At 67.5% G+C, this 18,145-nt stretch carries 9 protein-coding genes (1 of these 9 cut by a window edge); 5 read left to right on the top strand and 4 right to left on the bottom strand.

The features are described from left to right. Positions 1-3 precede the first annotated feature (3 nt). From DM194_RS26275 to DM194_RS26265, 3 genes are all read left to right on the top strand, one after another. Complete coding sequence (locus DM194_RS26275; protein WP_111070579.1) at positions 4-3,081, top strand: multidrug efflux RND transporter permease subunit; 3,078 nt, start codon at positions 4-6, stop codon at positions 3,079-3,081. A gap of 341 nt (positions 3,082-3,422) precedes the next feature. Next, the gene (locus DM194_RS26270) at positions 3,423-5,303 is read left to right on the top strand and encodes a NosD domain-containing protein (protein ID WP_111070578.1); all 1,881 of its coding nucleotides are present in this window, start codon (positions 3,423-3,425) and stop codon (positions 5,301-5,303) included. Positions 5,304-5,443: 140 nt separating this feature from the next. Then, positions 5,444-6,397, top strand: a complete 954-nt coding sequence (locus tag DM194_RS26265; protein WP_246024641.1) for a YihY/virulence factor BrkB family protein — start codon at positions 5,444-5,446, stop codon at positions 6,395-6,397. Positions 6,398-6,828: 431 nt separating this feature from the next. On the opposite strand, the gene hflX is transcribed toward DM194_RS26265, so the two are convergent. Continuing rightward, positions 6,829-8,175 carry a GTPase HflX gene (gene hflX, locus DM194_RS26255; protein ID WP_111070576.1) on the bottom strand — a complete coding sequence of 449 codons (1,347 nt, stop codon included), beginning with the start codon at positions 8,173-8,175 and terminating at the stop codon, positions 6,829-6,831. Positions 8,176-8,918: 743 nt separating this feature from the next. Here hflX and DM194_RS26250 point away from each other — a divergent pair. Then, complete coding sequence (locus DM194_RS26250) at positions 8,919-9,413, top strand: BLUF domain-containing protein (protein ID WP_111070575.1); 495 nt, start codon at positions 8,919-8,921, stop codon at positions 9,411-9,413. Positions 9,414-9,462: 49 nt separating this feature from the next. Here the strand turns inward: DM194_RS26250 and DM194_RS26245 are convergent, their stop codons facing one another. From DM194_RS26245 to DM194_RS26235, 3 genes are all read right to left on the bottom strand, one after another. Next, entirely contained in the window at positions 9,463-10,950 is a 1,488-nt protein-coding gene (locus DM194_RS26245; protein WP_111070574.1) for an L-lactate permease, read from the bottom strand. A 238-nt stretch (positions 10,951-11,188) separates the two neighbouring features. After that, a complete protein-coding gene (locus DM194_RS26240) occupies positions 11,189-13,912 on the bottom strand; it encodes an HAD-IC family P-type ATPase (RefSeq protein ID WP_111070573.1) in 2,724 nt (907 codons plus the stop codon). Between the two features lie 202 nt (positions 13,913-14,114). Further along, complete coding sequence (locus DM194_RS26235) at positions 14,115-16,709, bottom strand: ATP-binding protein (RefSeq protein ID WP_246024640.1); 2,595 nt, start codon at positions 16,707-16,709, stop codon at positions 14,115-14,117. 460 nt (positions 16,710-17,169) lie between these two features. Here DM194_RS26235 and DM194_RS26230 point away from each other — a divergent pair, with 460 nt between their 5' ends. Further along, positions 17,170-18,145, top strand: partial view of a cation:proton antiporter gene (locus DM194_RS26230; protein WP_111070571.1) — the 5' portion only. Its footprint extends 302 nt past the window's final position; only the first 976 of its 1,278 coding nucleotides appear in the window; it begins with the start codon at positions 17,170-17,172; its stop codon lies beyond the right edge, outside the window.

Genomic DNA, 18,145 nt, shown 5'->3' with positions numbered 1-18,145 from the left:
GCCATGGGCAATTTCACCGACATCTTCATCCGACGGCCCGTCCTGTCCATCGTGGTCAGCCTGCTGATCCTGCTGGTCGGCGCCCGCGCGATGCTGGAGCTGCCGATCCGGCAATATCCGCAGCTGCAGAACACGGTCATCACCGTGACCACCGCCTATCCCGGCGCCTCGCCCGAACTGATGCAGGGATTCATCGCCACGCCGATCGAGCAGGCGGTGGCGACGGCGGAGGGGCTGGATTACCTGACCTCCTCCTCCACCCAGGGGCAGAGCGTCGTCACCGCCTATGTCCGGCTGAACTTCGATCCCAACGTCGCGATGACGGACGTGATGGCGAAGGTCAACCAGGTCAAATACCAGCTTCCGCGCGAGGCCAACGACCCGGTCATCCTGAAATCGACCGGCGAGACGACCTCGATCCTCTATATGGGCTTCTCCAGCCCCGACCTGTCGGGCGCCGCGATCTCCGACTATCTGACGCGCGTGGTGCAGCCGGTGCTGTCCACGGTGGAGGGCGTGGCCCGCGCCCAGATCCTGGGCGGCCAGACCTTCGCCATGCGCCTGTGGCTGGACCCGGTCAAGATGGCGGCGCGCGGCATCTCGCCCGCCGACGTGTCGGCCGCCATCGCCGCCAACAACTACCAGTCGGCGCCCGGCCAGACCAAGGGCGTCTTCGTCATCTCCAACGTCACCGCCGACACCGGCCTGACCGACGTCGAGCAGTTCCGCGACATGGTGGTGAAGGCCAAGGACGGGGCGCTGGTGCGCATGCGCGACATCGCCACGGTCGAACTCAGCTCCCGCAGCTTCGACGCCAGCGTGGCGATGAACGGGCAGCAGGCGATCTTCATCGGCGTCGACTCCACCCCCACCGGCAACCCGCTGAACATCGTCGAAGACATCCGCAAGATGGAGCCGGAGCTGCGGCGCAACCTGCCGCCGGGCATGAAGATGGAGATCGTCTATGACAGCACCCGCTTCATCCAGGCCTCCATCGACGAGGTGGTGAAGACGCTGATCGAGGCGGTCGCCATCGTCATCGTCGTCATCTTCCTGTTCCTGGGCTCTTTCCGGTCGGTGCTGATTCCGATCGTCACCATCCCGCTGTCCATCATCGGCGCCGCCACCTTCATGCTGGCGATGGGCTTCTCGCTGAACCTGCTGACGTTGCTGGCGATGGTGCTCGCCATCGGCCTCGTGGTGGACGACGCCATCGTGGTGGTGGAGAACATCCACCGGCATATCGAACAGGGGAAATCACGGGTCGCCGCATCGCTGATCGGAGCGCGCGAGATCGTCGGGCCGGTCATCTCCATGACCATCACGCTGGCGGCGGTCTATGCGCCCATCGGCCTGCTCGGCGGCCTGACCGGCGCGCTGTTCCGCGAATTCGCCTTCACGCTCGCCGCGTCGGTGATCGTGTCGGGCATCGTGGCCCTGACGCTGTCGCCGATGATGTGTTCGGTCATCCTCAAGGACGGCGGAACCCAGGGCCGTTTCGCCGCCTTCCTAGACCGCCGGTTCGAAAAGCTGGCGGACTGGTACGAGCGGCGGCTGCACGGCACGCTGGACTACCGGGCGGCCACGCTGCTGTTCGCGGTCGGCATCCTGGCCAGCGTCGGCTACCTGTTCGCCAACACCATGTCGGAGTTGGCGCCGGAAGAGGACCAGGGCATCCTGTTCGGCATCTCCAAGGCGCCGCAATACGCCAACCTCGACTATATCGACAGCTTCGGGAAGCAGATCGACGAGACCTTCGCCAGCTTCCCGGAGACCGACACCCGCTTCGTCCTGACCGGCATGCCGACCCTGAACCAGGGCTTCGCCGGCATGATCCTGAAGCCGTGGGGCGAGCGCGAGCGGTCGGCCAAGGAGCTGCAGTCGCTGGCCCAGGCGGAGCTGAGCAAGGTGACGGGCATCAACGTGTTCCTGGTGTCGCCGCCCGCCCTGCCCGGCTCCACCGGCGGCCTGCCGGTGCAGATGGTGATCTCCAGCCCCGGCGATTACCGCACCATCTACGACGCCATCGAGCGGATCAAGGACGCCGCCACCAAGAGCGGCATGTTCATCGTCTCCGACACCGACCTGAAATATGACAGCCCGGTCGTCCGGCTGAAGGTCGACCGCGCCAAGGCGGCCGATCTCGGCCTGACCATGCAGTCGGTGGGCGACACGCTGGCCGTGCTGGTCGGCGGCAACTACGTCAACCGCTTCAACCTGAACGGCCGCTCCTACGAGGTCATCCCGCAGGTGCCGCGGGCCGAGCGCCTGACGCCGGAATCGCTGACCAACTACTACGTCACCTCGGGTTCCGGCGCCCAGATCCCGCTGTCCACCGTGGTGTCGGTGGAAACGGCGGTGGAGCCCAACGCGCTGAACAAGTACAACCAGCTGCCGTCGGCCACCTTCTCCGCCGTGCCGATGCCGGGCGTCTCCATGGGGCAGGTCATCGACTTCCTGGAGGAGCAGGCGCGCACCCAGCTGCCGGCCGGCTTCAACCACGCCTATCTGTCCGAGTCGCGCCAGTTCGTGACCGAGGGCAACCAGCTGATGATCACCTTCGCCTTCGCGCTGGTCGTGATCTATCTGGTTCTGGCGGCGCAGTTCGAATCGTTGCGCGATCCGCTGGTGATCCTGGTGTCGGTGCCGATGTCGATCTGCGGCGCGCTGCTGCCGCTGTTCTTCGGGCTGGCCACCATGAACATCTACACCCAGGTCGGTCTGGTGACGCTGATCGGCCTGATCTCCAAGCACGGCATCCTGCTGGTGGAATTCGCCCGCGAGATGCAGCTGAACGAAGGCGTGGACCGCCGCACCGCGATCGAACACGCGGCCCGCGTCCGTCTGCGCCCGATCCTGATGACCACCGCTGCGATGGTGGTCGGCCTGCTGCCGCTGCTGACCGCGGCGGGTGCGGGTGCGGCCAGCCGCTTCTCCATCGGTCTGGTCATCGTGTCCGGCATGCTGATCGGCACGCTGTTCACGCTGTTCGTCCTGCCGGCGGTCTACACCGTGCTGGCCAAGGACCACTACGCCGCCTCGCGTTCCAACCGTGCGGATCAGCTGCGCAGCATGAGCTGACGCCCCGCCGGACCGCGGAGTTCGGAAAAGAAAGGCCCCTCCCCGACCGGGAGGGGCCTTTTCCTTTGCCGGCCGGTCGAATCGGTATCGGGAGCGGTCCTCTCCAAGGTATGTAGAAGCTCATCGACGGGGAGCTGGAGGCGTCGTAAGGAGTAGGAATGAGTCCAATGCAAGAATAAGCGTCGATTTTGTTTATTAAACCTTCGTATGTATTTTCGAATGATCTTAATAATGTTACGGAAACTACCACCTATTTGGTGGTTTCGGGAAAAATGCCCCACCATTGCCCCAGCCGTCCGACCATCGTGTCGCCGCATCACAATTGCAAAGGATACGGCTCAATGGCCACGACCTCTGGGAAATCGACCATCACCGTGACCGCCGAGGGCACCGAACGGGCGCACTTCACCCTGCTGGTCGACGGTAGGAAGATCGGTGATGGCACCACGGGTGCCACGGCCAAGGACTTCGTCTTCGAGACGGATCTCGTGCAGGATCAGGCCCACAAGGTGCAGATCCAGTACGACAACGACGGATATGTGAACGGCAAGGACCGCAACCTGATCGTGAACGAGATCACGATCAACGGCAAATCGGTCCTGGCGACAGACGACATCGTCACCTACGACAAGGGCGCGATGGACGGCCGCGACGTGGTGGCCGGCCAGAAGGGCCTGTGGTGGAACGGCACGCTGGTGGTGGACGCCGACAAGAGCTATTTCGCCGGCGACGAGGTGGCCGCGCCTGCCGAACCCACGCCGGTGGATCCGATCCCCGCCGATCCGATCCCCACTGAGCCGACTCCCGCTGAGCCAACTCCGGGCGTGGCGAAGCCGAGCGGCCCCGGCTTCTACGTCGCCGAGAACGGCAACGACAGCTGGTCGGGCAAGCTGGCCGCGCCCAACGCCGACGGCACCGACGGTCCCTTCGCCAGTCTGGCGAAGGCGCAGACCGCCATGCGGGCCGATGCCACCATCGACACCACCTATGTGCGCGGCGGCGACTATTACCTGAACAATCCGGTCTGGCTGGACGGCCAGGATTCGGGCATCACCTTCACCGGCTACGGCAACGAGAAGGCGGTGATCCACGGCAGCGCGCAGGCGTCGGTGTCCTTCGGCCTGGGCGGCGCCAGGGACGTGACCATCGAGGGGCTGACCTTCACCGGCGGCGTCGCCAACGGCCATTATGTCTTCGCCGACAACGCCGCCGGCCTGACCTTCGCCAACAACACCGTGTCGGGCGGCGGCTATGGCATCACGGTGCAGAACAGCGCCAACAGCAAGGTGATCGGCAACCAGTTCGACCGCACCGGCGCCGAAGCGATCTTCGTCAAGGCCGGTTCCAACGCCACGCTGGTGTCGGACAACCTGATCAGGAATCCCAACGCCGCCGACCGCGGCGACGCCGGCATCTGGGTCAACGGCAGCTCCGACGTCAAGATCATCCATAACCAGATCGAGAACTCGCCGGAGAAGGCCATCGCCGTCGGCTCGGTCCAGACGGACGGCAGCGACGCGACCTACCGCGCGACCATCGCCTTCAACAAGGTGGTCAACGCCAACCTTGAATCGAACGACGGCGGCGGCATCTACCTGATCAACCGCCAGCAGGATCTGACCGATCACACCATCGTCAACAACGACGTGAGCGGCACCACCGCGACCAACCCCACGGGCCAGGTGGCGAGCTGGGGCATCTATCTCGATGACTGGACCAGCGGCGCCACGGTGAAGGGCAACGTCGTCCACGACAACATCGGCGGCGTGTTCCTGCATGGCGGCTGGAACAACACCGTCACCGAGAACGTGATCGCCGGCAACAGCGGCGCCCAGATCGGCCTGCAGCAGGACGTGGCCTGGAGCGGCTGGAAGGGCAAGGTGATGAGCGGCAACGACATCTCCGGCAACGTCGTCGATGTCAGCGAGGGCATGGCCGTCCATATCTACGGCCCGGCCGGCGTCGGCAACATCCACAACAACTTCTACAGCAGCCTGGATCCGTCCAAGGATCTGTTCGACGTCTGGCCGCAGGTTCTGGCCGGCGGCGGCAAGGGCCATCTGGCGGAGTGGCACGCCGCGGGCTATGACGAGGGTTCCGTCACGCTGGACCCGGGCTTCGTCAATCCGGGGGCGGACGACTTCACCTTGTCGGCGAACTCGCCGGTCTATGGGATGGGTTTCGACCACATCCCCTATGACGACATCGGCCTGCTGGGCTGATCGGCCCGTCCGTACAGACCGCAAGACTTGGAAAACGGGCCGCCCGTCGCCGGGCGGCCCGTTCCCGTTCGTGCCGTGCGTGACCGAAATGCCGCTGCCGGTGTTACCTGACCGATGACGCGGGATTTGGGGAGACGGTGATGGAGCATCTGCGGCGGTGGTGGGCGATCGTCGTCGACGCGGCGTATGGCTGGATCAACGACGACGCAATGAGCATGGCGGCGTCGGTCGCCTTCTACACCATCTTCTCGCTGGCGCCGCTGGCGATCCTGGTGATCGCCCTGGCCGGGCTCGTCTTCGGCGACGAGGCGGCGCGCGGCGCGCTGGTCGACCAGTTGTCGGCGCTCATCGGACGCGAGGCCGGCGAAACCGTGCAGGACCTGATCGCCCGAGCCGGTGCGCGGGAAACCGGCATCGTGGCCAGCATCATCGGCATCGGCACCATCGTCGTCGGCGCCACCACTGTCTTCGTCGAGCTGCAGACCGCGCTGAACCGCATCTGGAAGGTGGCGGCCCCGCAGGAATCGACCATCACATGGCTGGTGCGGGTGCGGCTGAAGGCGCTGGCGCTGATCGGCGCCATCGGGTTCCTGCTGATCGTCTCGCTGGTGGTCAGCGCGGCCCTGGCGGCGGTCGGAACCTGGGCCGCGGGCTATCTGCCGGCCGTGCCGTCGCTGTTGTGGCTGTTCGACATGATCGTCTCCTGGACGGTGCTGACCGGGCTGTTCGCGATGATCTACCAGATCCTGCCGGACGCGCGCATCCGCTGGGCCGACGTGTGGCTGGGGGCCGCGGTCAACGCCTTCCTGTTCGCGGTGGGCAAGTTCCTGATCGGCTTCTACATCGCCACGAGCGGGGTGGTGACGGTCTATGGCGCTGCCGGTTCCTTTGTGCTGATCCTGCTGTGGGTCTATTATTCAGCCGTCATTTTCCTGTTTGGGGCGCAGTTGACCCGGGCCTATTCGGAGCGTAAGGGCAGCCGGTCGCATCATCCTGCCATCGATCAGGCTTTGGCCGACCACCCCTCTAGCGATCGTCCTGCTACCGGCCAAAGGAGCCCTGCCCCGGCGTCATCGCGGTCTGTGGGGCCTTGAAGCTCCGGCGGTCGTGCGGTGATTCGTCCGCTACGCAGCGGGCCTGGGCTTCGCGGTAACGCTCATAGGAATCGTCGTTGAACAGCAGGCGCAGGTTGGCCAGCGCCTTGCGTAGCGGAATACGGCGGCAGGGGGCGGAAGGGTCGGACATGTGTTGGCCTTCGGAATGCTGTCCGGCTATGTGGGACGTCCCACACTAACCCGTCGGCCAAGGGCGATGGGGCGATTCCCGGCGAACGGCGGCATCATGCGGTCGAGCGGCAGAATGCGGATTTGAGCGGCGCCGCCCACTCCCTGCCGGCTGCCGCTCGGCAAATTCCGACCTGAGCCCGACAAAGGAAAAGGGCCATGTGGGACGTCCCACATGGCCCTTTTTCGTTGGCGGTCTTCCGTCACGATGTGGGACGTCCCACACCTCGACCGGTGCACGGTCAGGCGGCGGCGCGCCCCTGGGCGAGGGGAGCGATGCGGGCCAGAACCGCCGGCTCGATCGCCACCTGCAGATGGGCGTGGCTGTCGTCGTCGCGGCGGCCGACCACCTCGCCATGGGCGTAGAGCCAGGCGAGGGTCGCCCCGTCGCCATGCTCCACATCCAGTTCCACCAGCTCGCGGCCGGCGGTCATCCGGCTGTCGAGGATGCGGAACAGCGTGTCCAGCCGGTCCCCCGTCACCGCCGAAACGGCGCAAGCGTTGCCGGCCCGTTCGGCACGGGCAAGCACGGCGTCGAGCTTCGCCCCATCTAGAAGGTCGATCTTGTTGGAGACCTCGACCACGCGCGGGTCGCGTTCCGGGTCGATGCCGAGATCGGACAGGATCGTCTCCACATCGGCTTTCTGAGCCTCGGTGTCGGGATGGGCGATGTCGCGGACATGCAGGATGATGTCGGCCGACTGCACCTCTTCCAGCGTGGCGCGGAAGGCCGCGACCAGATGGGTCGGCAGGTCGGAGATGAAGCCGACCGTGTCGGACAGGATCACCTTGCGGCCCGACGGAAGAACCACCTGACGCATGGTCGGGTCGAGCGTCGCGAACAGCAGGTTCTTCGCGAACACCTCGGCGCCGGCCATCCGGTTGAACAGGGTGGACTTGCCGGCGTTGGTGTAGCCGACCAGCGCCACCACCGGATAGGGTACCTTGGCGCGCGCCTTGCGGTGCAGGCCGCGGGTGCGGCGGACGTCGTCCAGTTCCCGCTTGATCTTGACGATGCGGTTGCCGATCAGGCGCCGGTCGATTTCAAGCTGCGATTCACCGGGACCGCCGAGGAAGCCGAAGCCGCCGCGCTGGCGTTCAAGGTGGGTCCAGGACCGCACCAGCCGGGACTTCTGGTAGGACAGCGATGCCAGCTCGACCTGAAGCTGGCCTTCATGGGTGCGGGCGCGGGCGCCGAAGATCTCCAGGATCAGGCCCGTGCGGTCGATGACCTTCGCTCCGAAAGCCTTCTCCAGATTGCGCTGCTGCACCGGGGTCAGCGCATGATCGACGATGACGAGGTCGATGGCCCCGCCCGCCTCCCGCGCGTCGTCCAGCAGCTTGGCGTAGTGTTCGATCGCGCCGCCGCCCAGCAGCGTGGCCGGGCGCGGCTGGTTGACTTTCACGACGGCGGCCTGCGCCACCTCAAGCTCGATGGCCGCCGCCAGCCCCACCGCCTCTTCAAGCGAGGCTTCGGGGCTGCGGTCGTTCTCGGTTCCGCGCAGGACCGGGTGGAGGACAAGGGCGCGGCCCAGGCTGGACCGCGGGGTTTCGATGGTATTCGAATCGGTGTTCGGAGTCGTACCCATAGGGTTCCTTCATCGGCCCGGCGCCGGATGCGCGGGCAGGCTTCACAATAACCGGCATTCGACGCTGTCGGAGTGCGTGCATCGTCACAGGATGCGGATAGGAGAGGCCCTCTCCGGCCCGGCCGGCGGCGCCAGGCCCCAGGGGGAGGATTCCGGCAGCCTGCTCGTCATCAGGCCGGAGAGGAAGGTTTCGGCATGCCCGAACAGACGGACGCCGAACCGGGGAGCTTAGATCAAGGAAATCACCAAGGTTGCCGTGGAGCCTCTGCGATGGGGGCGACACGGGTATCCGACCAGGGTTGTGGGCCAGGATTTTGGGGAAGCTCGGCATCACCGCCGACACTGCTCAAAATGAGGGGTTTTTCGCTTAAAACAAGTGTACCAGACCGATTTTTCCGATCATAGCGCAGGCTGGGCCGGCACAGGCGCGTGCTCCGAACACCCAGATGGGGAACGGGCGGGCGGCGTCAAGGGAGGGCAGGGGAGGCCGTGCAAAGCGTTCCAGTCCAGCCCCCGGTAGACAGGACGGGCCCCCTCAGGCACCGTACCGACACTCGCCGGCTGGTTTGCGAGCCTACTCACTGTTCAAAAGGGTAGGGAGACTTCTGTCTTTCGTCGTCGGACCCCGCACGGAAAGCCGATAGGCCGTTTTTGTGCGGCGGCATTGCAGGTTTTTGTCTTGATTCTGGGAATATAAGCATCAGTGTACGAACGGTTTAGACTTTTCCCGTGGAGCCGCAAGAATGCTGCAGGTTGTCTTCCGAAGCCAGCTGACGACTCTGCTCTCCTATCTCGACATTCAGCGGATATGCCTTGCGGCGGCGCGGAACAATAGGAAGGCGGCGGTCAGCGGCTTCATGGTGGAATGCGGCGGGGTCTTCCTTCAGTCGCTGGAAGGACCGGTCCATGTGGTCAACGAGACGCTTGACCGCATGTATCGGGACAACCGCCACGACCATATCGAGATCGTCTGTTCCGAGCAGGACATTCCCCAGCGGCGGTTCGAAGTTTGGGCGATGAACGTAATGTTCCTGGACGACGACGCATTCTGGACGAGGGTGTTCGGATCGGAATACTCCTGCGACGAGATGCTGACCCAACGCATGGATCCCGCCTTTGCCATGGGGATTCTCGCCATGGCTTACCGCCATGCCTGTTCGGAAACCGGCCTGTCCGCCGCAGCCGCCGGAAACAGGCTGGGCCGGATCCCGCAGATCCGCCACATGATCCGGCGTTAAACCGGGACTGGTACCATCGGGCGTAGGTCGGAACTTGCGCCCGGCGGTATTACACGAAGCCCCAGGCCTGGGCCCCGGCGACCAGGACAACGACGGCGAGAAGCGACAGGATCGTCGCCAGCCCGATGGGCAGGGCGCGGCGGTAGATGGCGCCTTCCGCCTGCTGCAGCCCGACGAGCCCGGCGGCGAGCACGATGCGGCCGGGGGTCAGCATGGTGCAGATGCTGCCCGAAACGGTCTGGATCGCCGCGGTCAGCATCGGCGGCAGGCCGCTTTCGGCGGCGAGGCTCAGCTGGATGTGCATCATCAGGGCGTTGGACGCGGTGTTGGAGCCGGTCAGCATGCCGGCGGCGCCGCCGAACAGCGGGGTCGCCAGCACGGCGAAGCGCCCGGCGACCTCGCGCCAGGCTTGGCCGAACAACGCCGCGCCGCCCGACGCGGCCATGAAGGCGGCGAATTCGACGAAGACCAGCGTCGCCGCCATCGGCACCAGCGCCGCGCGAAGGGCGCCGCGGACCACCTCCCCCGCCTTGGAAGCCGGCAGTCCGGCCAGCAGGATGGCGGCGATCGCCACCAGCCATGTCGCCGGATGGCGCAGCAGGGCCAGCGGAGCCAGCCCGCCGAACGGGTCGAGCACCAGCCAGTGCCCGGTCCAGTCCGACAGCGGCGGCAGAAGCCGCGTCGCCATCAGCGCGGCGATCAGCAGCACATAGGGCCAAAGCCGCTCCATCAGCGCCGCCATCGCCGCTCGCGGTCCGGTCTCGCTGCGCAGCAGGCGCGGGCCCTCCACCAGCACCAGCAGGACGCCCGCCGCCAGTCCGCCGCCGAGTTCCGGGGCGACGAAGCGGTTGGTCAGCCAGATCAGCCCGGCCAGACAGAGCAGCAGGGCGACGTCGGCTGCCCGGTCGCGCAGGGTGGAGCGCAGGCCGCAGGCGTGGATCAGTCCCCAGAACACCGGCAGCAGGCAGGGCAGCACGACCGCCATCAGCAGGGCGCTGGCCGTCCCGAGCTCGGTGAAGGACACCCCGATCAACTCGGCGCCGACCCGCGTGCCGACCCCCATGGCGCCCCAGGCCGCCAGCACCTGGCTGAACAGGCCGAGGGCGGCGGCCTGGACCGGCGGCAGTCCCATGTGGCGCAGCATGGCGAGGGCCACCACCAGCCCGACGCCGAACCCCGTCACCGATTCCGCGAAGGGGCCGACCAGGAAGCAGGCGACGAAGACGGCGCGCCGGCGATTCTCCTGCGCGATCGCGGCGGCGCGGATGCCGCGGGCCTCGAAGGCGCGGTGGAACAGCAGACCGGCGGCGATGATCGACATGGCATGCCACGCCAGCCACGCCCCTTCGCCCGCCTTCACCGCCGCCATTTTCAGTGCCGCCATTTCCGGCAGTGCGTCGAGCGGCGCCTGCGCGGCGATCATCGTCACGAATGCCAGCGTCATGCCGGCCAGCCCGGCCGTCAGCAGGCTGACGCGGCGGGAGGCAAGGAGCAGGATCGTGCCGACGAGCGGCATCATGTGGAAGGCCAGGGTCATGATCGGACGAGAGGATTCCGGAAGGGGAGCGCCAGCCCCGAAGGCGGCCGTTTCCCCTGGGATACTAGTATATCGAATTGGTCGCAACCATGCGTGGCCTCTGCAGGCGGGGGGAAGGCATGCGCAGGTCTATGGGAGGGGGTAAATTACCAATAACCGGTAACCTTGCGTCATCCCCGCCTTCGTAGGCTGACGGCCGACAAAGGTTTTCGGCTCCATTCCGGGCGCCGGGAGCGGCTTACCCTTTCGAAAGCCGCTTTTCCAACTCCACCAGCAGGAACAGCAGGGCTCCGGCGGCGATCATGGCCGCCCAGGAGGCGGTGCCGATGGGGGCGGTGCCGAACAGGGATTGCAGCGGCGGGGCATAGGTGAAGGCCAATTGCAGGACGATCATCAGCACGATGGACAGCCAGACGGGGCGGCTGCCGGCGATGCTGTCCAGCAGGCCGGCATCGCTGTGCAGGCCGCGGGCGTTCAGCAGGAAGAAGATCTCTCCCACCACCAGGGCGTTGACGGCCATGGTGCGCGCCACCTCGATTCCGCCGCCCTGCATCCGCTGCAAATAGAAGAAGCCGAAGCTGGCGGCAACAAGCAGGACCAGCGCCACCAGCATCCGGCGGATCAGCGGGCCGGACAGGATCGGCTCGTCGCGCGGACGGGGAGGGCGGGCCATCACGCCGGGTTCCGGCGCCTCGAAGGCCAATGCCAGACCCAGCGTCACCGCGGTCACCATGTTGACCCACAGGATCTGTACCGGCGTGATCGGCAGGATGGTGCCGGACAGAACCGCCACCAGGATCACCACCGCCTGGGCGCCGTTGGTCGGCAGCATGAACAGGATGGTCTTGCGCAGATTGTCGTAGACGGTGCGGCCTTCCTCCACCGCATGGACGATGGAGGCGAAATTGTCGTCGGCCAGCACCATCGCCGCCGCCTCCTTCGCCGCCTCGGTGCCGTCGCGGCCCATGGCGACGCCGACGTCGGCGCGCTTCAGCGCCGGGGCGTCGTTGACGCCGTCGCCGGTCATGGCGACGGTGTCGCCGTCGCCCTGGAGCGCCGCGATCAGGCGCAGCTTGTGCTCCGGCGTGGTGCGGGCGAAGACGCTGTTGGCGCGGGCGGCGGCGGCGAAGCCCGTCTCGTCCATGCGGTCCAGTTCGGGTCCGCTGGTGACGCCGTCCGGCAGGCCGAAGGTCCGGCCGATGGCGGCGGCGGTGGCGGCATGGTCGCCGGTGATCATCTTCACCGTGATTCCGGCCTCGCGGCAGGCGGCGACGGCGCGCAGCGCCTCCTCCCGCGGCGGGTCGATCAGGCCGCACAGGCCGAGAAGCTCCAGCCCCCCCTCCGCCAGATCGTCGACGGTCAGTTCGGACAGGTCGACGGAGGTGCGGCGCGTCGCAAGCGCCAGAACCCGCTGACCCTGGCCGGCCAGATCGGCGGTCAGCGCGGACCAGCGCTCCCGGTCCAGCGGCACGCTGCCGCCGGCCCGCCGCTCGCGTTCGCAGAGCGCCAGCACGCGCTCCGGCGCGCCCTTCACCACCAGGATGCAGTGGCCGGCATGGTCGTGATGCAGGGTCGCCATGAACTGGCGTTCGGATTCGAAGGGAATGGCGTCGCGGCGGGGGGACCGGCCCAGCTCGTCCCCCGGCTCCAGCCCCGTCTTCATCGCCAGCGCCAGCAGCGCGCCGTCGGTCGGGTCGCCGGCCAGCAGCCAGTCGCCGCCGGGGCCGCGGTGCAGGTCGGCGTCGTTGCACAGCAGGGCGGCGCGGGCCAGATCCTGCAGCACCGGCTCGCGGGCCGGGTCGGCGTGGCTGCCGTCCCGGCTGAACTCCCCCTGCGGCGCATAGCCGTTGCCGCCGACGCGATAGGTGCCGTCGGCCGTCACCACCCATTGCACCAGCAATTCGTTGCGGGTCAGGGTGCCGGTCTTGTCGGTGCAGATGGTGGCGACCGAGCCGAGCGTCTCCACCGCCGGCAGATGGCGGATGATGGCGTTGCGCTTGGCCATGCGGGTCACGCCCACCGCCAGCGTGATGGTCATCACCGCCGGCAGACCTTCCGGGATCGCGGCCACGGCCAGCCCGACCGCCGCCAGCACCATGTCCTGCCATGGTTCGCCATGCACCAGCCGGCCGAAGGCGAAGGTGATCGCCGCCAGCGCCAGGATGCCGCCGGTCAGCCAGCGGCCGAACCGGGCCATCTGCAGCAGCAGCGGGGTTTCCACCGAGGCGACCGACGCCAGCAGATGGCCGATACGCCCGATCTCCGTGCCGTCGCCGGTCGCCACCACGATGCCGGTGCCCTGGCCCTGCACCACCATCGTGCCGGCATAAGCCATGTTCAGCCGGTCGCCCAGAGCCGCATCGGCGGCCACGGCGGCGGACGCCTTGGCGGCGGGGACGGATTCCCCGGTCAGCGCCGCCTCCTGCACCAGCAGCCCCTTCGTGCGCTCCAGCCGCAGGTCGGCCGGCACCCGGTCGCCCGAGGCGAGGAACACCCGGTCGCCCGGCACCAGATCCTCGGCCGCCAGGGTCACGGCATGGCCGTCGCGCATCACCACCGCCTGGGGCGACAGCATGTTGCGGATCGCCTCGAGCGCCTGTTCGGCCTTGCCCTCCTGGATGTAGCCGATCAGCGCGTTGACCAGCACGACGCCGAAGATCACGCCGGCGTCCGTCCAGTGCCGCATCAGCAGCGCCACCGTGCCGGAGGCGAGCAGGACATAGATCAGCAGGTTGTGGAACTGCATCAGGAACCGCATCCAGGCCGGCCGCCGTTTCGGCGGGGTCAGCCGGTTCGCGCCGAAGCGCTCCAGCCGTGCCGCGGCCTCCGCACCGCTCAGCCCCTCGTCCGGGCTGCAGAGCCGTTCGGCGGCGTCGGCGGCGTCCAGCGCATGCCACGGGGTGCCGTCAGCTTTTTGGGTGGGCGTCTGGGCGGCGGAGCCGGATTCGGCCAGCGGTGCCATGAAGTACCTCTCTGGTTGAACTCCGTCACTAGACCATCGTGCCGGGGAGGCGTCCTTAATCTGGCTCAATATTCGGATGGTCCGGTGCCTTGAAGCAGCGGCTCTCGATCCCGAGCCTTCGGGGTCGCGTGCTTCGGCGGCATGGGCCGCCGCCACGCCGGTCGACGCGGATACCGGCGGTCATCATGGACGACCGTTGGACTCAACCGAAACCGGAGCGTGGGTGCCCGGATTCGGCCAGTACCGTATCCAACACGCAGACCAGATGTTCGATGCGGTAGGGCTTGGGCAGAACCATCACGCCGGTGGCGCGGGCCACCTCCTCGCTGTAGCCGGTCGCCAGCACCACCGGAAGGGCGGGGTAGAGGCGCCGGACGGTGCGCGCCAGATCGACGCCGCTCATGGTGCCGGGCATCACCACGTCGCTGAACAGCAGGTCGAACCGGCCGGCCTCCAGCAGCGGCAGCGCTTCGTCCGCGGTGGCGGCCCGGGTGATGGTGAAGCCGGCATCCTCCAGCGCCGTGGCGACGGTCAGCGCGACGATCGGGTCATCCTCCACCACCAGCACATGGCCGCCGGCGCGGGCGCCGCCGTCCGGCTCGGCCGCCGGCTCGGCATCCGTCTGCGGGAGGGTGCCGGAGCGGCGGATCAGCAGGCCGATGGTGGTGCCGCGCCCCTCCTCGCTGTCGATCCAGGCGGTGCCGCCGGAATGGTGGGCGAAGCCGTAGACCTGCGACAGGCCGAGCCCGCTGCCCTTGCCGATCTCCTTGGTGGTGAAGAAGGGATCGAAGGCGCGCGTCCTCACATCGGCCGGCATGCCGGTGCCGGTGTCGCTGACCGTCAGCCGCACGAAGTCGCCCGACAGCCCGTCCGGCGCCTGCGGGTCTCCCGGCTCCAGCGTCGCGTTTTCCGCGCGGATGCTCAGCACCCCGCCCTCCGGCATCGCATCCCGCGCATTCACCACGAGGTTCAGCAGGGCGAGTTCCAGCTGCGTCGCATCGACCTCCACCGGCCACAGCCCGGCGCTGAAGTCGATTTCCAGCCGGATGTCGGCGCGCAGCGCCCGGTTCAGCAGTTCCGACATGCCGAGCACGCGGTCGCGCAGATCGACCGTTTCCGGCCGCAGTGCCTGCCGGCGGGCGAAGGCCATCAACTGCTGCACCAGCTTGGCGCCGCGGTCGACCGCCTGCCGGCCGGCATCGACCAGCGGCTGGATGCGCGTCCCCTCCGCCCGCTTCTCGATCATGTGCAGGCAGCCGGACAGGGCCTGGAGCAGGTTGTTGAAGTCGTGGGCGACGCCGCCGGTCATCTGGCCCAGCGCCTCGGTCTTCTGGGTCTGCAGCAGCGCCACCTGGACGCGCTCGCGCTCGGCCACCTCCTCGGCGACGCGGGCCTCCAGCGTCGCGTTGAGCTGCTGCAACTCCTCCTCCGCGCGCTTGGCCTCGGTGACGTCGCTGCCCTCCACGAACAGGCCGGTGACCTGTCCCGCCTCGTCCTTGATCGGCTGGTAGACGAAGGTGAGGAACCGTTCCTCCAGCGGCCCGTCCGGACGGCGCTGGAAGCGGATCGGCATGTTCCGCCCGACGAAGGTCTCGCCGCTGGCATAGACGCGGTCGAGCAACTCGAAGAAACCCTGTCCCTTCACCTCCGGCAGGGCCTCGCGGGCAGGGCGTTCGACCAGATCGCGATGGCCGACGAGTTGCATGTAGGTGTCGTTCGCCATCTCGAACACATGGTCCGGCCCGCGCAGAACGCACATGAAGTTGGGCGCCTGCCGGAACAGGGTGCGCAGCCGCTCCCCCTCCGCCGCCAGCCGGGCGTTGGCCGCCTCCACCGCCGCACGTTCGCGCATCAGCGCCTGGTTGGCGGCGCGCAACGCCGCTTCGGCCAGCGCGCGCTCCACCGCCGCCCAGCTCCGCTCCGCCACATCCTTCGCCAGCGCGGCATCGGCCTCGGTCCAATGGCGCGGCTTCGCCTCGTGCAGGTAGAGAATTGCGGTCAGCTGCCCGGCCTTCAGCAGCGGCACCATCAGAAGCGACCGCACGCCGATACCGGCGAAGGCCGCCGCCGGTCCGCTGCCGGAGGTGCGCAGGTCGGTCGTCACGTCGTCGACGCGCAGCGTGTATCCGGCCCGCAGTTCGGCGATCACGGCGGGGCCGAAGCTGTCGAGCGGCCAGGTCTGCCCGGACAGGCCGGCCATTCCGCTGTCGCTCCAGTCCCGTTCCACCGACACCGTGGTTCCGGTGGGATCGATGCGGCCGTAGCCGGCCCGCGCCACCCCCAGATGGCGGCCGATCGCCTCGGCGGCGGCGGCGGTGACGCCGACCGGATCGTTCAGCCCGCGCAAGCGCTCCGCCAGATCGAGCTGGAAGGTCAGGCGCCTTTCGGCCAGCACACGCGCGGTGTTCTCGGTGCAGGCGCAGAACATGCCGGCGACGCGGCCGGTCTCGTCGCGCACCGGGCTGTAGGAGAAGGTGAAATAGGTTTCCTCACGGTAGCCGTGCCGCTGCATCACCAGCAGCCGGTCCTCGTGGTAGGTCGCCTCGCCGGCCAGCGCCCGCACGACCAGGGGAACCAGATCCTCCCAGATGTCGGCCCACACCTCGGCGAAGGGACGGCCCAGCGCCTCGGGCTTGTCCCCCAGGATCGGGCGGTAGCTGTCGTTGTAGAGGAAAGCAAGATCCGGTCCCCAGACGACGAACATCGGGAAGCTGGAGGTCAGCATCAGGTCGACCAGCGTGCGCAGGGATTGCGGCCAGTCCTCCGCCGGGCCGAGGGAGGTGGCCGACCAGTCCATCGCCCGTATCCGTGCGCCCATCTCCCCGCCCCCGGTGAAGATGGGCGGCGCGTTCCGGCCTTCCATGGCTTCGCCACTTATGTCCCGGCTGCCCGCATGGCGAAGCCGGGCCGCATCCGCCCATACCCGATCGGCCTTCATGCGCCCAAGGTTCCGCAGATGTTTATCCACATGCCATCAACATCCGTCGGCACCCGTATGTAACGCCGACCGTGGATGCTCTGATAAAAATAGGGAATTTCCCGCGAATCATGGGGCGACGATATTCAATCGTGTGATTGGTGGCAATCCGGAGCATGTAGCCATTTGGGAGTAGTTTTCTTGTCTTATCATAGGGGGCGCGGCGCCAAGGCTACGGTCGATGCTGTCGAGATCATTGCGGCCGCCATCGGTTTCTTGTGCTGTCCCGGCGAGGGCCGGCCGGCCGTTCCCCGCCGTATCGATTCTTCGGAGAAAGCCTGTGGGTCCGTTCGACCTCTCCGCCATCCTGCTGACCCTGGCGGCGGCCTTCGGCTTCATCAATTACCGCTGGCTGAAGCTGCCCAGCACCATCGCGCTGTTCCTTGAGGGGCTGGTCCTGGCCCTGCTGGTCAGCGGCGCCGACGCCGTGGCGGCCACGCTCGGCCTCGGCAACTGGCTGCGCCACCTGATCGAACAGATCAGCCTGCCGGACATCCTGCTCGACGGCATCCTCAGCCTGCTGCTCTACGCCACCGCTGTGAACGAGGATCTCTGCGCCCTGCTGAAGCGGAAATGGACGGTGCTGGCGATGGCGACGCTCGGCGTCCTGCTGTTCACCGCGCTGATGGGGGTGGGGCTGCGCGTCGTCTTCGGGCTGGTCGGCCTGGGCGTGCCGCTGATCTGGTGCCTGGTGCTGGGGGCGGCCATCGCGCCGACCGACCCGGTGGCGGTGCACGGCATCCTGGAGCGGCTGCCGGTACCCGGCACGCTGCGGTCGGTGATTTCGGGGGAAAGCCTGTTCAATGACGGCGTCGGGGTGGTGGCGTTCGTGACGCTGCTGCATCTCGCCATCGGCAGTGAGCAGGACCTGACCGCGGGCGAGGTGGCCTTCGACTTCCTGAAGGAAGCGTTCGGCGGTGCTGCCCTCGGCCTCGCCGGCGGCTGGACCGCGTATCAGATGAAGCGGCGTGTCGACGACAGCACGGTGGAACTGACGATCTCGCTGGCCCTGGCGCTGGGAACCTATTCGCTGGCCAACAAGCTGGGCGTGTCGGGACCCATCGCGGTGGTGGTGGCGGGATTGCTGATCGGTTACACGACCGAACGCCATGTCAACAGCGAGCGGAGCCGTCGCGACCTGCCCGTGGTGTGGGCGATGATCGACGCCGTGCTGAACGCCCTGCTGTTCCTGCTGGTGGGGCTGGAGGCGACCATGACCATCTCCTGGACCACGCCCGCCCTCCTGGCCGCGCTGC

Source organism: Azospirillum ramasamyi (assembly GCF_003233655.1).
GTDB lineage: Bacteria > Pseudomonadota > Alphaproteobacteria > Azospirillales > Azospirillaceae > Azospirillum > Azospirillum ramasamyi.
This window is presented reverse-complemented; position numbering and strand designations above follow the sequence as displayed.

Excerpts from the sequence above, each read along its gene's own strand:
- hflX (WP_111070576.1), bottom strand. The coding sequence starts at position 8,175 with ATGGGTACGACTCCGAACACCGATTCGAATACCATCGAAACCCCGCGG.
- DM194_RS26265 (WP_246024641.1), top strand. The coding sequence starts at position 5,444 with ATGGAGCATCTGCGGCGGTGGTGGGCGATCGTCGTCGACGCGGCGTAT.
- DM194_RS26240 (WP_111070573.1), bottom strand. The coding sequence starts at position 13,912 with ATGGCACCGCTGGCCGAATCCGGCTCCGCCGCCCAGACGCCCACCCAA.
- DM194_RS26270 (WP_111070578.1), top strand. The coding sequence starts at position 3,423 with ATGGCCACGACCTCTGGGAAATCGACCATCACCGTGACCGCCGAGGGC.
- DM194_RS26275 (WP_111070579.1), top strand. The coding sequence starts at position 4 with ATGGGCAATTTCACCGACATCTTCATCCGACGGCCCGTCCTGTCCATC.
- DM194_RS26235 (WP_246024640.1), bottom strand. The coding sequence starts at position 16,709 with ATGGACTGGTCGGCCACCTCCCTCGGCCCGGCGGAGGACTGGCCGCAA.
- DM194_RS26245 (WP_111070574.1), bottom strand. The coding sequence starts at position 10,950 with ATGACCCTGGCCTTCCACATGATGCCGCTCGTCGGCACGATCCTGCTC.
- DM194_RS26250 (WP_111070575.1), top strand. The coding sequence starts at position 8,919 with ATGCTGCAGGTTGTCTTCCGAAGCCAGCTGACGACTCTGCTCTCCTAT.